At 68.0% G+C, this 15,048-nt stretch carries 11 protein-coding genes; 8 read left to right on the forward strand and 3 right to left on the reverse strand.

What is annotated here, in order from left to right:
• The first annotated feature begins 113 nt into the window (after positions 1 to 113).
• Genes ACQPXS_RS02690 through ACQPXS_RS02710 form a run of 5 tightly spaced genes read left to right on the forward strand, consistent with a single transcriptional unit; the run spans position 114 to position 9,063 of the window.
• A complete protein-coding gene (locus ACQPXS_RS02690) occupies positions 114 to 1,448 on the forward strand; it encodes an ABC transporter substrate-binding protein (protein ID WP_433446529.1) in 1,335 nt (444 codons plus the stop codon).
• A gap of 7 nt (positions 1,449 to 1,455) precedes the next feature.
• Positions 1,456 to 2,406 (forward strand): carbohydrate ABC transporter permease, encoded by a 951-nt coding sequence (locus ACQPXS_RS02695; protein ID WP_433446531.1) that lies wholly within the window; start codon positions 1,456 to 1,458, stop codon positions 2,404 to 2,406.
• 53 nt (positions 2,407 to 2,459) lie between these two features.
• Positions 2,460 to 3,266, forward strand: a complete 807-nt coding sequence (locus ACQPXS_RS02700; RefSeq protein WP_433455674.1) for a carbohydrate ABC transporter permease — start codon at positions 2,460 to 2,462, stop codon at positions 3,264 to 3,266.
• Positions 3,267 to 3,299: 33 nt separating this feature from the next.
• Complete coding sequence (locus ACQPXS_RS02705; RefSeq protein WP_433446533.1) at positions 3,300 to 6,029, forward strand: alpha-mannosidase; 2,730 nt, start codon at positions 3,300 to 3,302, stop codon at positions 6,027 to 6,029.
• 55 nt (positions 6,030 to 6,084) lie between these two features.
• Positions 6,085 to 9,063 (forward strand): glycoside hydrolase family 2 TIM barrel-domain containing protein, encoded by a 2,979-nt coding sequence (locus ACQPXS_RS02710; protein ID WP_433446535.1) that lies wholly within the window; start codon positions 6,085 to 6,087, stop codon positions 9,061 to 9,063.
• 225 nt (positions 9,064 to 9,288) lie between these two features.
• Here the strand turns inward: ACQPXS_RS02710 and ACQPXS_RS02715 are convergent, their stop codons facing one another.
• Positions 9,289 to 9,642: an antibiotic biosynthesis monooxygenase family protein gene (locus tag ACQPXS_RS02715; protein ID WP_433446537.1), complete on the reverse strand. Its 354-nt coding sequence runs from the start codon at positions 9,640 to 9,642 to the stop codon at positions 9,289 to 9,291.
• Between the two features lie 231 nt (positions 9,643 to 9,873).
• Here ACQPXS_RS02715 and otsB point away from each other — a divergent pair, with 231 nt between their 5' ends.
• On the forward strand, positions 9,874 to 10,608 hold the full coding sequence (gene otsB, locus ACQPXS_RS02720) for a trehalose-phosphatase (RefSeq protein ID WP_433446539.1): 735 nt from the start codon (positions 9,874 to 9,876) through the stop codon (positions 10,606 to 10,608).
• Here otsB and ACQPXS_RS02725 read toward each other — a convergent pair.
• Positions 10,590 to 11,486: a hypothetical protein gene (locus ACQPXS_RS02725; protein WP_433446541.1), complete on the reverse strand. Its 897-nt coding sequence runs from the start codon at positions 11,484 to 11,486 to the stop codon at positions 10,590 to 10,592. The genes otsB and ACQPXS_RS02725 overlap by 19 nt on opposite strands.
• A 254-nt stretch (positions 11,487 to 11,740) precedes the next feature.
• Between ACQPXS_RS02725 and ACQPXS_RS02730 the strand changes: the two genes are divergently transcribed.
• A complete protein-coding gene (locus ACQPXS_RS02730; RefSeq protein WP_433446543.1) occupies positions 11,741 to 12,178 on the forward strand; it encodes a glutaredoxin domain-containing protein in 438 nt (145 codons plus the stop codon).
• 307 nt (positions 12,179 to 12,485) lie between these two features.
• On the opposite strand, the gene ACQPXS_RS02735 is transcribed toward ACQPXS_RS02730, so the two are convergent.
• Positions 12,486 to 14,153, reverse strand: a complete 1,668-nt coding sequence (locus tag ACQPXS_RS02735) for a dolichyl-phosphate-mannose--protein mannosyltransferase (RefSeq protein ID WP_433446545.1) — start codon at positions 14,151 to 14,153, stop codon at positions 12,486 to 12,488.
• A gap of 473 nt (positions 14,154 to 14,626) precedes the next feature.
• Here ACQPXS_RS02735 and ACQPXS_RS02740 point away from each other — a divergent pair, with 473 nt between their 5' ends.
• Positions 14,627 to 15,046, forward strand: a complete 420-nt coding sequence (locus ACQPXS_RS02740) for a hypothetical protein (RefSeq protein WP_433446547.1) — start codon at positions 14,627 to 14,629, stop codon at positions 15,044 to 15,046.
• The last annotated feature ends 2 nt before the right edge of the window (positions 15,047 to 15,048 follow it).

Here is a 15,048-nt window from a genome sequence, read left to right on the forward strand (position 1 = left end):
GGCGACCGAACCGACACCGTTGCGCCCGTCCACTTCCACCACGGCCTCCCGTCTGAGTGAGTCAACGTCGACCCGTCTAGCGCCGTCGCTAGTCGTTCTCGGGAACGGAAAACATGAGCAGCACAGTCACGCGCACCCGCCTCGCCGTCGCGGCCGCCACAGCAAGCATCGTCGTACTGGCCGGGTGCTCCTCGTCCGGTTCGTCGGACAAGGCGTCCGCATCGTCCTGCGCGCCCACGAAGGGCAAGGTCACCCTCCAGTACTGGAACACCGTTCCGGGCATGGACAAGGTCGTCGCCCTGTGGAACAAGCAGCACCCGGACATCCAGGTCGAGACGAAGAACATCTCCAACGACCAGTACGGCACCCTCGGCAACGCCCTCAAGGCGGGCAAGGCGCCGGACCTCGCTCAGGTCGGCTACGACGAACTGCCCAACCTGCGCACCCAGAACGCCTTCGTGGACGCCTCCGCCTGCAAGGCGGCCACCGCCGCCAGGTCGAAGTTCGTCCCGTGGACCTGGTCGCAGACCAGCTTCGGCGGCACCGGGGTGTTCGCCATCCCGCAGGACACCGGCCCGATGGCCCTCTTCGTGCGCAGCGACATCTTCAAGAAGCACCACGTTGCCATCCCCACCACCTGGGACGAGTACGCGGCGGCCGCGCAGAGGCTGCACAAGGCGGATCCCGGCCTCACCATCACGTTCTTCGACCCGAACAACGCCGAGTGGTTCAACGGGCTCCTCTGGCAGAACGACGCCAAGATGTACGGCTACTCCGCCGACAAGTGGCAGGTGACCGTCGAGTCGGACCAGAGCAGGCAGGTCGCCGGATACTGGCAGAAGCTGATCTCCGGCAAGCTCGTGCGCACCGACCTCGCCAACGGGTCGACCCAGATGTACGCCGCGTACCAGAAGGACCAGATCGCCAGCTACGTCGGCGCCGCCTGGGGCTACAGCATGTTCCGCGACAACCTGCCCAAGCAGGCCGGCAAGTGGTCGATCGTCCCCATGCCCACCTGGGGCTCGGACGGCGCGTCCGGTGACTGGGGCGGGTCGACCGTCGCCTTCATGAAGGGCAGCAAGCACCTGCACGAGTCGGTGGAGTTCAACACCTGGCTGAACACCGACCCGGACGCCCTGGCGCTGGAGAACGAGCTCGGCGGCCTCTACCCGGCGGCCAACGCCGGCCTGCAGCTTCCCGCGCTGAAGAAGGGCGTGCCCTACTACAACAACGAGAAGATCTTCGACATCTTCGCCGACTCGTCCAAGAAGATCGACACCAGCTTCGCCTGGGGCCCCACGCAGAAGACGGTGAACCTGGCACTTCAGGACGCGATGGCCAAGGCGACGGCCGGCGACGGCACGCTCACCGACGCGCTCGCGGCCGCCCAGTCGGCGGCCCTGAAGTCGATGAAGGACCAGGCGATCCCGGCGACGGCGGGCAAGTGACCGCGGTATGACCGACCTCGCAGCCCGTCCGGCCGGCGTGGTGACCACGCCGGCGGGCCGCCGCCGTCGCCTCGGCCGCAGCGGCCCCCGCGTGGGCACCGTCGCCGCGTTCCTGACGCCGTTCTTCCTGCCGTTCGTGCTGTTCTATCTGGTGCCGGTCGGCTACGCGCTCTGGCAGAGCTTCCGGGTCGTGCGCCGCTCCGGAGGGCAGTACGGGACGTCGTACACGACCTTCGGCGGATTCGAGCAGTACGCGCGGGTGTTCCAGAACACCGAGTTCTGGTCCAGCATCGGCCGCATCGGGCTGTTCGGCATCGTGCAGGTGCCGGTCATGCTGTTCGTCGCCCTGGTCATCGCGCTGCTGCTGGACACCCCGCTGCTGAGGCTCAAGGGGTTCTTCCGTATCACCGCGTTCATGCCGTACGCGGTGCCCGGTGTGATCGCCGCGATCATGTGGTCGTACCTCTACTCGCCCCAACTCAGTCCGGTCGTCGACCTGTTGAACGGCATCGGCCTCAAGCCCGACTTCCTCGGCCCGGGTGCCGTGCTGTGGTCGGCGGCGAATGTCTCCACCTGGCTGTGGACCGGTTACAACATGTTGATCATGTTCTCGGCGCTGCAGTCGATCCCGCAGGAGCTCTACGAGGCTGCGAAGATCGACGGTGCGAGCAACTGGGCGATCGCCTGGCGGGTCAAGGTCCCGATCATCGCCCCGTCGATCGTCCTGACGACGGTGTTCTCGATCATCGGCACGCTCCAGCTGTACGCCGAACCGGCGGTGCTGCGTCAGATCTCCTCGAACATCTCCAGCACGTTCACCCCGAACATGCTGGCCTACACGGTGGCGTCCGGGAACAACTACCAGCAGGCCGCGGCGATTTCCGTGGTCATCGCCGTCATCACCTTCGTCTTGAGCTTCGGGTTCATGCGACTGACCTCGAAGAAGGCGGGACTGTGAGCAACAGCAACCCCTCTTTGATCCGCGAAAGCCGCGTCAGCCGTACGGCCGCCATGGCCCTGATGCTCCTGCTGACCGTCTACTTCCTGCTGCCGGTCTACTTCCTGGTCGTCGCGGCGACCAAGCCGCAAGGAGACCTGGCCTCCACCAACGGGCTGGTGTTCTCGCACTTCAACCTGTTCGAGAACCTCCGCGTCCTGTTCACCCGCAGCGACGGCGTCTTCGGCCGCTGGGCCCTCAACACCGTCCTCTACGCCGTGCTGGGCGCGGCCGTCGGGACCCTGATCTCCGCGCTGTGCGGCTACGCCCTCGCCAAGTTCCGGTTCTGCGGCCGGGAGTTCCTGTTCTCCGTCATCCTCGGCGGCGTCCTCGTGCCCACCACGGCGCTCGCCCTGCCGCTGTTCCTGCTGTTCTCGGCGACCGGGCTCGTCAACACCTACCTCGCGGTCTTCCTGCCCAGCATCGTCAGCCCGTTCGGTGTCTACCTCGCGCGGATCTTCGCGGACGCGGCGGTTCCGCAGGAGCTGATCGAGTCGGCGCGGCTGGACGGCGCGGGCGAGTTCCGTACGTTCTTCTCGGTGGCGTTCCGGCTGATGACACCGGCCCTGGTGACCATCTTCCTGTTCCAGTTCGTAGCCATCTGGAACAACTTCTTCCTGCCCATGGTGATGCTCCAGAAGGAGTCGCTGTTCCCGATCACGCTGGGCCTGTACGAGTGGAACGGCCAGACCGCCAGGGCCCCGCTGCTCCAGCAGTCCGTGATCACCGGTTCGCTGGTGTCGATCGCGCCCGTGATCGTCGTGTTCGTGCTCCTCCAGCGGTTCTGGCGGACGGGGCTTGCCGCCGGCTCCCTCAAGTGACGCCCACCCCACGCGCAGAAGGTGACTGTCGCCATGCCCGAATCCGCCGTCTTCGTGCCCCACTTCCACTGGGACCGCGAGTGGTACGAACCCTTCCAGGTGTTCCGGCACCGGCTCGTCTCCGCCCTCGACACGGTGCTGGAGACGGCCGAGGCGGACCCGGACTTCCGGTTCACCGTCGACGGCCAGATGGCCGCGGTCGAGGACTACCTGCAGATACGCCCGGAGCACCGCGATCGCGTCGCGGCCCTCGTGCGGGAGGGCCGGCTGGCCGTCGGCCCATGGCTGATCCTGCTCGACGAGTTCCTCTGCTCCGGCGAGACCATCGTGCGGAACCTGCAGATGGGGTGGGCGGCCGCGGAGAGCCTCGGCGGCGCGATGCCCATCGGCTATCTGCCGGACATGTTCGGCCACATCGCGCAGATGCCGCAGATCCTGGCGCGCGCCGGCATCGAGCACGCGGCACTGTGGCGCGGGGTGCCCGGGGCCGTCGATGGTCACGCCTTCCGCTGGCGCGCTCCCGACGGCTCCGAGGTGCGCACCGAGTTCCTCTTCGACGGCTACGACAACGGGCTCGACGTCCTCCTGGTGCCCGACCGGATCGGCCCGGCGCTCGGCGAGTACGCCGAGATGACGGCCCGGCGGTGGGGTGCCGACCCCGTGCTGGCGATGGCCGGAACCGACCACAACGCGCCCGACCCACAGCTCGCGACCTGGCTGCGCCGCGCATCCGGCCCGGAGCGCGTCATCACCATCGCCACGCTCGACGAATACGTCCGCAAACATGTGCGCGACGAGGTGACCACCGTCGTCACCGGTGAACTGCGCAGTCATGTGCGCGGCAACATCCTCCCTGGCGTGCTGTCCGTACGGCTCGGGCTCAAGCAGCGAATGGCTCTCGCCGAGCGCACCGTCGACCACGCCGAGCGGGTGAACGCCCTGTGGTCTTCGCGGGACGACTCGCCGTTCCTCTCGCTCGCCTGGCACAAGATCATCGAATCGACCGCACACGACTCGGTGGTCGGCTCCGGCACCGACGAGACCTGTGCCCAGGTCGAGGCACGGCTCGCCGAAGCCGCGCAGACCGCGCGCGCCGTCCGGGACGCGGCCCTCGCCGAGCCCGCCGCCCTCGTGCCGAGCGACGGCCACCTGGTCGCCAATCCGCTGCCGTTTCCCCGCATGGCGTTGGCCGAGGTGGAGGTCGCGGCCCCATCCGCGGGAACCACAATGGTCGCCACCACGGCGGACGGCTCCGAACATCCCGTGCAACTGATCTCCGAGGCCCCGACCGTGCTCGGCGACGAGCGCATGGATGCCTCGCAACTCGAACGCGTGCTGCGTCGCATCCATCGCCGCGAGCTCTTCGGCCGTCTGATCGACCGCTACGAACTCACCCCGGGTTCGCTCGTCTTCCACCTCGCCGAGGTGCCGACCGGCGGACCGTTCGACCTGCTGATCCTGCGCCGCGAGGTCGCCGCCGCTGCCGCCGCGCATCCGGGTCAGTGGCGGGTGCGGACGCTGGCGGAGGCCCGCGCCACCGCGCTGGTGCCCGTGCGCCTCCCCGCCTGCGGGCTGGCGAGCCTCCGGGTCACGCCGATCGACCGGCCCGCCACCCCCGCGATGCCGCTCGCCCCCTCGACGGCGACCGCCCGCACGCTCTCGAACGGGCTGGTGGAGGTCGCGGTCGCCACCGACGGCACCCTGGACGTGACCGGCGCCGACGGCACCGTGCTGCACGGAGTCGGCCGGCTCGTCGACGGCGGTGACCGCGGCGACAGCTACAACTACGCTCCACCGGCTCACGATGTGCTCGTGTCGGAGCCGAAGGAGGTCCGCGTCGAACTCCTGGAGAGCGGCCCGCTGCGGTCGAGGCTGCGGGTCACCCGCGTCTACGAGTGGCCCGCCGCACTCTCCTCCGACCGCGACGTGCGCGGCGCCCGGACCGTGCCGACACCGGTGGAGACACTCGTGGAAGTCCGCGTGGGCGAGCCGTTCGTCCGTGTCTCCACGTCGTTCCTGAACCAGTGCGCCGACCACCGGCTGCGCTTTCATGTGCCGCTGCCCGAGCCCGTGGACACGTCCGCGTCCGCCGGGCAGTTCGCCGTCACCGAGCGCGGCCTCACCGCGGAGGGCGGCTGGGGCGAACACCCCCTTCCGACCTTTCCCGCGAGTTCGCTCGTGTCGGCCGGCGCCGCGCACGTCCTGCTCGACCACTCCAGTGAGTACGAACTCATCGACGACGGCTCCGAACTCGCCATCACCCTGCTGCGCGCCATCGGCTCGATCAGCGTCAACATCCATCCCCTGCGTGACGAACCCGCGGCGAGCGAGATCCCCGTGCCGGGCGCGCAGGAGCTGGGCATGCGCATCGAGAACCGTTTCGCGATCCTGCCATCGGCAGCCGGCTGGCAGGGTGCGCACGCGGTCGCTCGCGCGGAGGACTTCCGCAACGACGTACTCGTCACCCGTGGAACCGCGACCGCTGAAGGCCCCCTGCCCCCGGACCGGATCGGGGTGCGGGTCGAGGGCAAGGACGTCTTCGTCTCGAGCGTCCGTCGCGTCACCGACGCCGACCGCGGAGCCGGCACGGAGATCCGGCTGTCCGCGATGAGCGCCACGCCGACGCACGCCCGCGTGACCGGCCCGTTCACCCAAGCCACGACGGTCGACCTGCTGGGTCGGCCCCTCTCCGAGACGCCGGTACGGGACGGACTCCAACTCACCCTCGGCGCTTGGGAGATCCGCACCGTCGTGGTCCGCTGACCGGTCCCCCGGCGCTCAACTTCCCCCACTCGCTACCGAAAAGAGTCGTGACCTCTTGCCGTCCACACTTTCCGCCCGTGTTTCGGACATCGCACCAGGACGTGGCGCACTGCGTCCCGCGCGCTCGTGGCTGCACTCCGACGCCCCCTGTCGGTCGCTGAACGGGCCCTGGCGATTCCGTCTGTCGCCCACGGCGTCGGTGGCGGAGGATTTCGCGGCCGAAAGCTTCGACGACCACAGCTGGGACAGCATCCAGGTTCCCTCCCACTGGGTGCTCCAGGGCGACGGAGCCTACGGGCGGCCCATCTACACGAACATCCAGTTCCCCTTCCCCATCGACCCGCCCCACGTGCCGGACGAGAACCCCACCGGCGACTACCGCCGGCACTTCGACATGCCAGCCGACTGGTCGGACGCCGAGCGCATCGTGCTGCGGTTCGACGGAGTCGAGTCCCTCTTCCGGGTGTGGGTGAACGGCGTGGAGGCCGGCAGCGCCAGTGGCAGCCGGCTCGCCCACGAGTACGACGTCACCTCATCGGTGCGCCCCGGTGACAACGTCGTCGCCGTGCGGGTGCACCAATGGTCGGCGTCCAGCTACGTCGAGGACCAGGACCAGTGGTGGCTGCCGGGCATTTTCCGGGACGTCACCGTGATCGCCCGGCCGGCCGGAGGCATCGAGGACGTCTGGCTGCGCGCCGGCTTCGACAACGGACGCGGTCACATCGACCCGGAGGTCACCGCCGACACAGCGGCGTTCCCGGTCGCCCTGCGCATCCCCGAACTCGGTATCGAGCAGGTCTGGGCCACGCCCGCCGATGTGGCGCCCCTCGACGTCGCCGCCGTGGAGCCCTGGTCGGCCGAAGTGCCTCGCCTCTACGACGCCACCGTGTCGACGGCCGCGGAGACCATCGCCCTGCGCGTGGGTTTCCGCACGGTCGAAATCCGCGGCGACCAGTTCCTGGTCAACGGCCGTCGCGTCGTGTTCCACGGGATGAACCGCCATGAGGCCCACCCCGAGCGCGGACGCGTCTTCGACGAGGAGCACGCCCGCGAAGACCTGGCCCGCATGAAGCGGTTCAACGTGAACGCCATCCGCACCAGCCACTACCCGCCGCATCCACGGCTGCTCGACCTCGCCGACGAACTCGGGTTCTGGGTCGTCCTCGAGTGCGATCTGGAGACGCACGGCTTCGACAAGGTCGACTGGGTCGGCAATCCCTCCGACGATCCGGCATGGCGCAAGGCGTACCTCGACCGCATCCAGCGCACCGTCGAACGGGACAAGAACCATCCCAGCATCGTGATCTGGTCGCTCGGCAACGAAGCGGGCACCGGCAGCAACCTCGCCGCCATGGCGGCGTGGGTCCACGCCCGCGACACCGAACGCCCCGTGCACTACGAAGGTGACCACACCGGCGAGTACACCGACATCTACTCGCGCATGTACGCAACAGTGCCGGAGATCGAGCGGATCGGCGCCGACAACGCACGTTCCACGCTGATGAACTGCACTCCCGCACAAAGCGCCCGGCAACGCACCAAGCCGTTCGTGCTGTGCGAGTACGCGCACGCGATGGGCAACGGGCCGGGAGCGCTCGACCAGTACCAGGCTCTGGTCCACGCGTACCCGCGCGTGCACGGCGGTTTCGTCTGGGAGTGGCGCGATCACGGCCTCCTGGCAACGGCCCCGGACGGGACGCCGTACTACGCCTACGGCGGTGACTTCGGAGAGGTGGTCCACGACGGAAACTTCGTCATGGACGGAATGCTGCTGAGCAACGACGTGCCGACGCCCAGCCTCCACGAGTTCAAGGCGGTCGTACAACCGATCCGCTTCGACTTCGACGGCGACAAGCTCGCGCTCACGAACCTACGTCACTCCGCCGACACCTCCGACCTGCGCTTCCGCTGGCGCGTCGAGCACGACGGCGTTCCCGTGGACCACGGTGACCTGGAGGTCCCCGTCCTCGCACCGGGCGACTCGGTGCACGTGCCGCTGCCACGTATCCGGGTGTCGCCGGACGCTGAGACATGGCTCACGATCGACGCGCTACTGGCGGCCGGAACGGCCTGGGCGCCCGAGGGACATGTGGTCGCGACCGCCCAACTGGACAGCTCGTCACCTCGTACGGCCCCCGCTGCCCGGCCCCGGTCCGACTGGGAGCCGGGAGACGGAACCCTGACCCTGGGAACCGCCCAGTTCATCGACGGATCCCTCGTACGACTCGCCGGACGGGCGGTGACGGGCCCGCGGCTGGAACTCTTCCGTGCGCCGACCGACAACGACGAAAGCGCCTCCGACCAGGTCGAGGACAGCGACGCCGACGTCGCCGGAGCCTCCAACGCCGACCTGTGGCGTCGCGACGGTCTCGACCGGCTGACCACGCGACGCGTGTGCGTGGAACAGGCCGCGCGGTCCCTGCGCACGATCGACAAGGTCTCCGCGGCGGGCTCCGCCTTGTCGGTGATGGTGGAATCCGTCTGGTCCCTCCAAGACGACGAGCTGGAACTGCGTGCCGAGATCGAGCCTTCGAGCGGCTGGCGGACGGTGTGGCCGCGGATCGGGATCCGGTTCGATCTTCCCGATGGCGCGGCTCCGGTCGACGGCGCCGAGTGGTTCGGCCTCGGCCCCTTCGAGTCCTACCCCGACAGTCTGCGTGCGGCGCGCACCGGCCGCTTCTCCGCCACCATCCGCGACCTCTCGGTCGACTACGCCCGCCCCCAGGAGACCGGTCACCGCTCGCAACTACGCCGGCTGACACTGCTGAGCGGCGAGAGCGAGGTGCTGCACATCGTGGCACTCCAGGACACGTCCGGACGGCGTCCGGGCTTCACCCTCAGCCGTCACACCCCCCAGCAGATCGCCCGAGCCCAGCACCCCTTCGAGCTTCCCGTCTCGACGACGAGTCACCTGATCATCGATGCGGCCCAGCACGGACTCGGCTCGCGGGCCTGTGGACCGGATGTGCGGCCGGAGTTTGCGCTTCGCCCCGAATCCCGCACGATCAGACTGCGCCTCACAGCGGGCCACTGAACTCCGTTGGGTGGTTCCTGGGCCGACCGCTCGGCGCAGGCGGTCCCGGTTTCGTGACGTTCCCTGCGCTGCCGGCTCGGCTCAGAGGTGGAGGCGGGCAAGCGCGCTGACGATCACGGCGGTCCAGGGCCGGTGCTACCAGGTGTTCCAGCCCGCGCCGCACCTGGCGGACGACGAAGACACCACCCGCGCCCGGGCCGGGGCAGCGTCTTCGTCAACAGCGACCTATGCCCGCGTGAACCCGTGGCTCCGCTCCACTTTCGCCATATGCAGCGTGTAGCTCTCGTACCACTCGGCTCGCCCGCGCTCTTGCGCCGCACGGTGCTCGGCGTTGCTCCGCCACTCCCTGAGGGCGTCGGAATCGCGGAAGTACCCGACGGTGATGCCCAGCCCGCCTGGAGTCTGCGCGTGGTCCATCCCCAGGAAGCCAGGGACGTCCTTCACCAGCTCTTCCATGCGTGCGTTGGCCTCGCTGTAACCGCTTTGGTCCTGGGTTCGCACTGTAGTGAACACGGCCACGTAATAGGGAGGTTCATAGGCCTCGACGGGCGCGGCAGGCACTTCCGAGTGATCGCTCATGACGCCACCGTAGGCGGACTGTGCCCAACAATCAGCGTCTCTCCTCGACGAAATACCACGGCCGCCGTGACTGGTGCCGGCAGCCGCCTGCTTGGTCGCAAGACCACCCTCCCGCCCCGGGTAGGTTTGGATAGCCTCGGTGCTGTGACGGCCTATCGTGCTGGCGCCGCGGAACCGTGGGCGCCCCTTCTGGAAATGACACGTACTTCGCCGGGCGGGAGGGGGTTCTACTTGGACTTCGACGGCACGCTCTCCCGAATTCAGGTCGATCCAGCGACGGTCCTGCCGGTGCCGGGTGCCGTGGAGGCACTGACCAGACTCGCCGGCTTGGTGAGTGCCGTCGGGATCGTCTCGGCACGGCCGGTCGACTTCCTCCGGTCACGGTTCGGCGATGTCCCGGGCGTGGTACTGCACGGCCTGTACGGGCTCGAGCGGTGGCAGTCGGGGACGACGACCTCTTCTCCGGAGGCCGAGCGCTGGGAGCCCGTGGTTGTGGCACTGCTTGCCCGCGCCCGAGAAGAACTCCCGGGCGAGATCCTGATTGAGGACAAACGTCTCTCGCTGGCGCTGCACTACCGGCGAGCACCGCGGTTCGAGGAGCATGCCGTCCAATGGGCGCGCGAACAAGCTCACCGCCACGGCATGCTGCTGGAACTCGGGCCGATGACAGCAGAGTTGAAACCACCGATCGATCGAGACAAGGGCACCGTACTCACCGAGGCGACCTCCGGGTTGAGGTGCGTGTGGTACTTCGGTGATGGTGCACCCGACCTGGCGGCCTTTCGAGCCTTGAGTGGCTGGTCTCTCGCTTCTCCGGGCAGAACAGCGGTGCGCATTGCTGTGCGTCACCCGGACACCGATGCCGCGCTGCTCCAGGAGGCGGATCTCGTCGTGGACGGTCCCGATGCGGTCCCCGGGCTTCTCGACGCTGTGAGCACGGCGTTGGCTCATCGGCCCAGCGGGTAGACGTAGCATTGCTGCAACCGCCCCATGTCCGGGGCATGGTCGCGCATGAGCGCGCTGTCCAGTGCCAGCTCGTAGACGAGACCGAAGCCGCTCCCCCCGAATCGCTTGGCGAGTTGTCGCCAGTCCTGCCGCAACTTGCGAACAGCCGCTGCTGTGGCCGCCGCACACGTGCCTGCGCAGAGGAATACCCGCGTCTCCTCCCAGTCCACGGCCTCCACCACCGCGTACTCGAGGTGAGGGCCATCGCCTGCTACGGGTTCCATCCGGCGAAACGTACGGTGCGTGTTCCCGTGCACGGGGCGGACTTCGACACCGCGCACGGGCCGACCGTTCTCGTCGCGCATGGAGAACGCGAAGGCGAACGGTGCCTGTCCGAGCATCACCGTTGTCGTGGTGTTGTACACCGGCCCGCCCACGAGTATCGCGCAGTCGACGCCTCGCACCGTGTTCTTGATATCCTCAGCGGTCGCCTGCTGGTGCTCGGTGTATTCCGAAACCGACCTGCTGGCGGTGACGCGGCAGCGTATCGGCCGGTAGACGACCCGCTCGGGAAGGCCAACGGCTTGCAGCAGCCGGACCACGGGATTGGCTTGCAGCGCGTCGGCGAAATCGAGCGCCTCCCGGTATTCCAGCTCGCTGATGGCCGTCCCCGTGAACCCTGCCTGGACGGAGACGGTCCCGGTTGCAGTCCGAGGTCGGATGTCGAAGCTGGGCACGATCACCGTGAGGGAGCTTCTCGACGCCGTACCGACCCGGAAAAGCTTCCATACGCTGCTGCGCCGTGACAGCCAGGCCGCGGCCAAGGCCAGGGCGCTTGCCAAGACGGCCAGCACGCCCGTGCCGGCGACATTCGCCAAAACGTCCCGCACGAACCCCATTCGGCCGCCCCCTCGCCGCCGCCGTTCGCCAAACGCACTGCGAGGACCATCTTAACGATCTCATGCACAGTAGAGCGGTCAAACTCGAGTGCTTGAACACCGTTCGTGATCGTACGGCGGGTACGCGGTTCGTGCAGCGCGCCCAAAAGGGTGTTGCACGAGGCCGTGATCAAGAATCCTGAAGCGTCCGGCGAACACACAGGTGAGCGGCCTGGTTCCAGGAGCATTTCGACTCATCGATAGTCTGCGTCACCATGATGCGCGCTTGGACCGTGCCGATGCTGTTTGCGCTCTGCGGCTCAGCCGCCGCGACTGAGTTGATCTTCAAGGGAAGCCCCGGCACAGCTGCGGCACTTCTGCTGGCGTTTCTTGCCCTCGCAGGCGTCAACTCGCCCCTGATCTTCCCGAGGTCGATCGGTGCGCGGGAGGCACAGCGCCGCAGCGCCGTCGACGGCCGGCCGGTCGTCTACTGGCGTCCGGGCTGCACGTACTGCATGCGACTGCGCATCCGGCTGGGCCGCAGCGCCCGCCAGTTGCATTGGGTCAACATCTGGCATGACCCGGCAGGTGCCGCAGCGGTGAGGGCGGTCAACAACGGCAACGAGACCGTGCCGACCGTCGTCGTGGCGGGCCAGCCGCACACCAACCCCGATCCCCAATGGGTGCGGGAACAGCTCTCCCCTTCCGCCTGATCAGAAACCCGGAGAGGCGCCCGCAGACCTTGCAAGCAGAGGTCAAAAGACAAGCTGAGGTCCGATCGACCTGATCCGTCTGAGGGGCACGGCAACAGCGTCATTCCTCAGATCGCGGGCGAGGAGGAGCGGACGCATCCCACCGAGGCCAATGCCCTGGGCGGAAAGTTCGCGGTCGATACGCCCTTCGTCCGTGACACCCCCAGGACCTGCCTCTTTCCAACAGGGCACGGGTACAACGGCCTTGCGCGCGGTACCTGCCTCGCCCACCTGACCGGCTACCGCGACACGGACTGTGCGACCGGGCTCAGATCCACGTTCCGAGCCACATCCTGACGCGCCAGTCGGCGTACGGGATGGTCTGCCCGGTATAGAGCGGGAAGAGATAGATGAAGTTCCAGACGATGAGCAGCACCAGCACGCCGGCGGCGACCACACCCAGTACGGGGCGTTTGCCCGCCGCGCCCGGCGGCCCCGACAGGGCTCCCAGCATCATCGCCACGGCCAGGCACAGATATGGCACGAACACGACCGCGTAGAAGGAGAAGATCGTGCGGTCCTGGTAGAGAAACCAGGGCAGATAACCGGCACCCACCGCGCACAGGATGGCACCAGCCCGCCAGTCGCGGCGAAACGCCCATCGGTAGAGCAGGTACACCAGTGCGCAGCACGCCAACCACCACAGCAGCGGAGTGCCGAGGGCGAGGACCGTCTGCGAGCAGTCGCCGGCCGTGTGGCAGCCGTCTTGTCCGGGCTTCGGCGACTCGTAGTCGAACAGCACAGGGCGGCCGAGGACCAGCCAGCTCCAGGGATTGGATTCGTACGTGTGAGGAGTGTGCAGCCCCACATTGAACCGGTAGACCCCGGACTCGTAGTGCCACAGGCTGCGCAGTGGAGCGGGAACCCATGACCACGTACCGCCGCGGCCGTCGGCCCAGTGGCGTCCATAGCCGTCGTCGGACAGGAACCAGCCGGTCCACGTCACCAGATAGGTCACCCCGGCAACCGCAACCAGGGACAGGACTGACCATCCGAGGTCCTTGCGCAGCACCGCCCGGTACGGGCGGCGGGCCCCCGCCACGCGGCGAGAGCCAACGTCCCACAGCACCGTGAGCACCATCAAGAAGACGAGGCAATACAGGCCGTTCCATTTGGTGGACGCCGCCAGTCCCAGGAACAGGCCGGCTGCGAGCCGCCAGGGACGCACGCCTGTCCCGGCATGGTCACCGGTGTGTCCGTCCGGGCGCGCACGGCCGTCCGCCGCGACCGGCAAGGCCCCAGCGAGCCGGGCCCGTGCACCATCGCGGTCGATCAGCAGGGACCCGAACGCCGCAAGGACGAAGAACATGACGACGAGGTCCAGCAGCGCCACACGGCTCATCACCATGTGCAGACCGTCCACCGCCATCAGTGCGCCTGCCAGACAACCCAGCAGTGTCGAACGGAACAGGCGGCGTCCTATTCGACACAGAATCAGCACCGACAGGGTGCCCAGGGCCGCCGTCATGAAGCGCCAGCCGAACGGGGTGAGGCCGAACATCCACTCACCGAGGGCGATCACCCACTTGCCGGCCGGCGGGTGTGCGACGAAGGAGCCGGTGTCGGAGAGCGGGATGACCTGAGGGTGGGCGAGTATCTGCGGGTCGGAGATCTTGCGGTCCGGCCAGGTGCCCTCATAGCCGAGGTGCAACAGAGACCACGCGTCCTTGGCGTAGTACGTCTCGTCGAAGACGACCGCCCGCGGCCGGCCGAGATGCCAGAAGCGGATCGCTCCGGCCAGCACGGCGACGAGTACCGGCCCAAGCCAGTCCAACGCCTTCGCGACACGGCACACCCCAGCCGGGCCAAGACCTGTCCACTCCCACAGACGGGCCGACGGCCTGGGAAACGGCGGAACAAGACGCTCGCGGACGTCGCTCTCCGGACGTGCCACGTATCCGAACCGGCGAAGCCGCGCCTGCCAGTCCTCGGGCACCGTCGCCAAACCCGTGCCATCGGGAGCAAGAAGGCGGCATGCGCTGCTACTCGTCACCGGATGACCCTAGCCGTTAGCTGGGGCCCGGTGTCGCCGGGCGGGCGGTCAACGGCCGATGGCATCCCGGCCAGTGATGCAGCCCGGTGGTGCAGCCCAGGGAGCGCCGTGAACGCCGAGTGTCAGGTCGCGCATTCGTCGTCGGTGACTGCGCCTCGAACAAATGGTATGCCACCACACAAGTCCCTCTGATGATCGGGCACTTCAGCCGGAGGAACGCTTCATACCTCTCATGTGCGCGCTCGTGAACCGGGGGCACGGCACTCCGGGGCTGTGCCACGGGGGCGGTGTCGTCGCTTGGCGCCAGGCGGTGTCCGTCCAGTGGGGCGGTCCACGAGCTGTGGCCGGGCGCCAGCGTCTTGACGAGGCGTGAGCGGTGACCCAGATCCGACCTGTGAAGGTGACCGGCGGCGACCGTGTCGTCACCGAAGACCTCATCCCAGCGTCCGAAGGGACGGACCTGTTTGGGACCTGTCCGGATCAGCAATGTGCCGGACGGTACGGGTAATCGTCTTGTTGAAGACGCGTGGTCCGGCGATGCTGGGCCGATGCCAGGGCAGCGGAAGAGGAAACGAAAGCAGGCCGACGAGAGGCAGCGGGCCGACGCTCGCTTCGCGCCTGACACTGGTCATTGGGAAGTGCTCTTCGAGACTCAGGACGAGTCGGAATGGCGTGCTCACATCCATCGTCTGCGAGCGTCGGACGAGCAGATCGACTGGACGGCGGTGCGGTTGGATACGCTCTGCGGACGCTTGGTGCAGCCGACCACCTACCGGCTGAGTCTCTTTGTGCCGAGCCCCGTGCACGATCCGGGCCAGGACTACGCCAACCATTGATC

Source organism: Streptomyces sp. CA-142005, assembly GCF_050942335.1.
Taxonomy (GTDB): domain Bacteria; phylum Actinomycetota; class Actinomycetes; order Streptomycetales; family Streptomycetaceae; genus Streptomyces.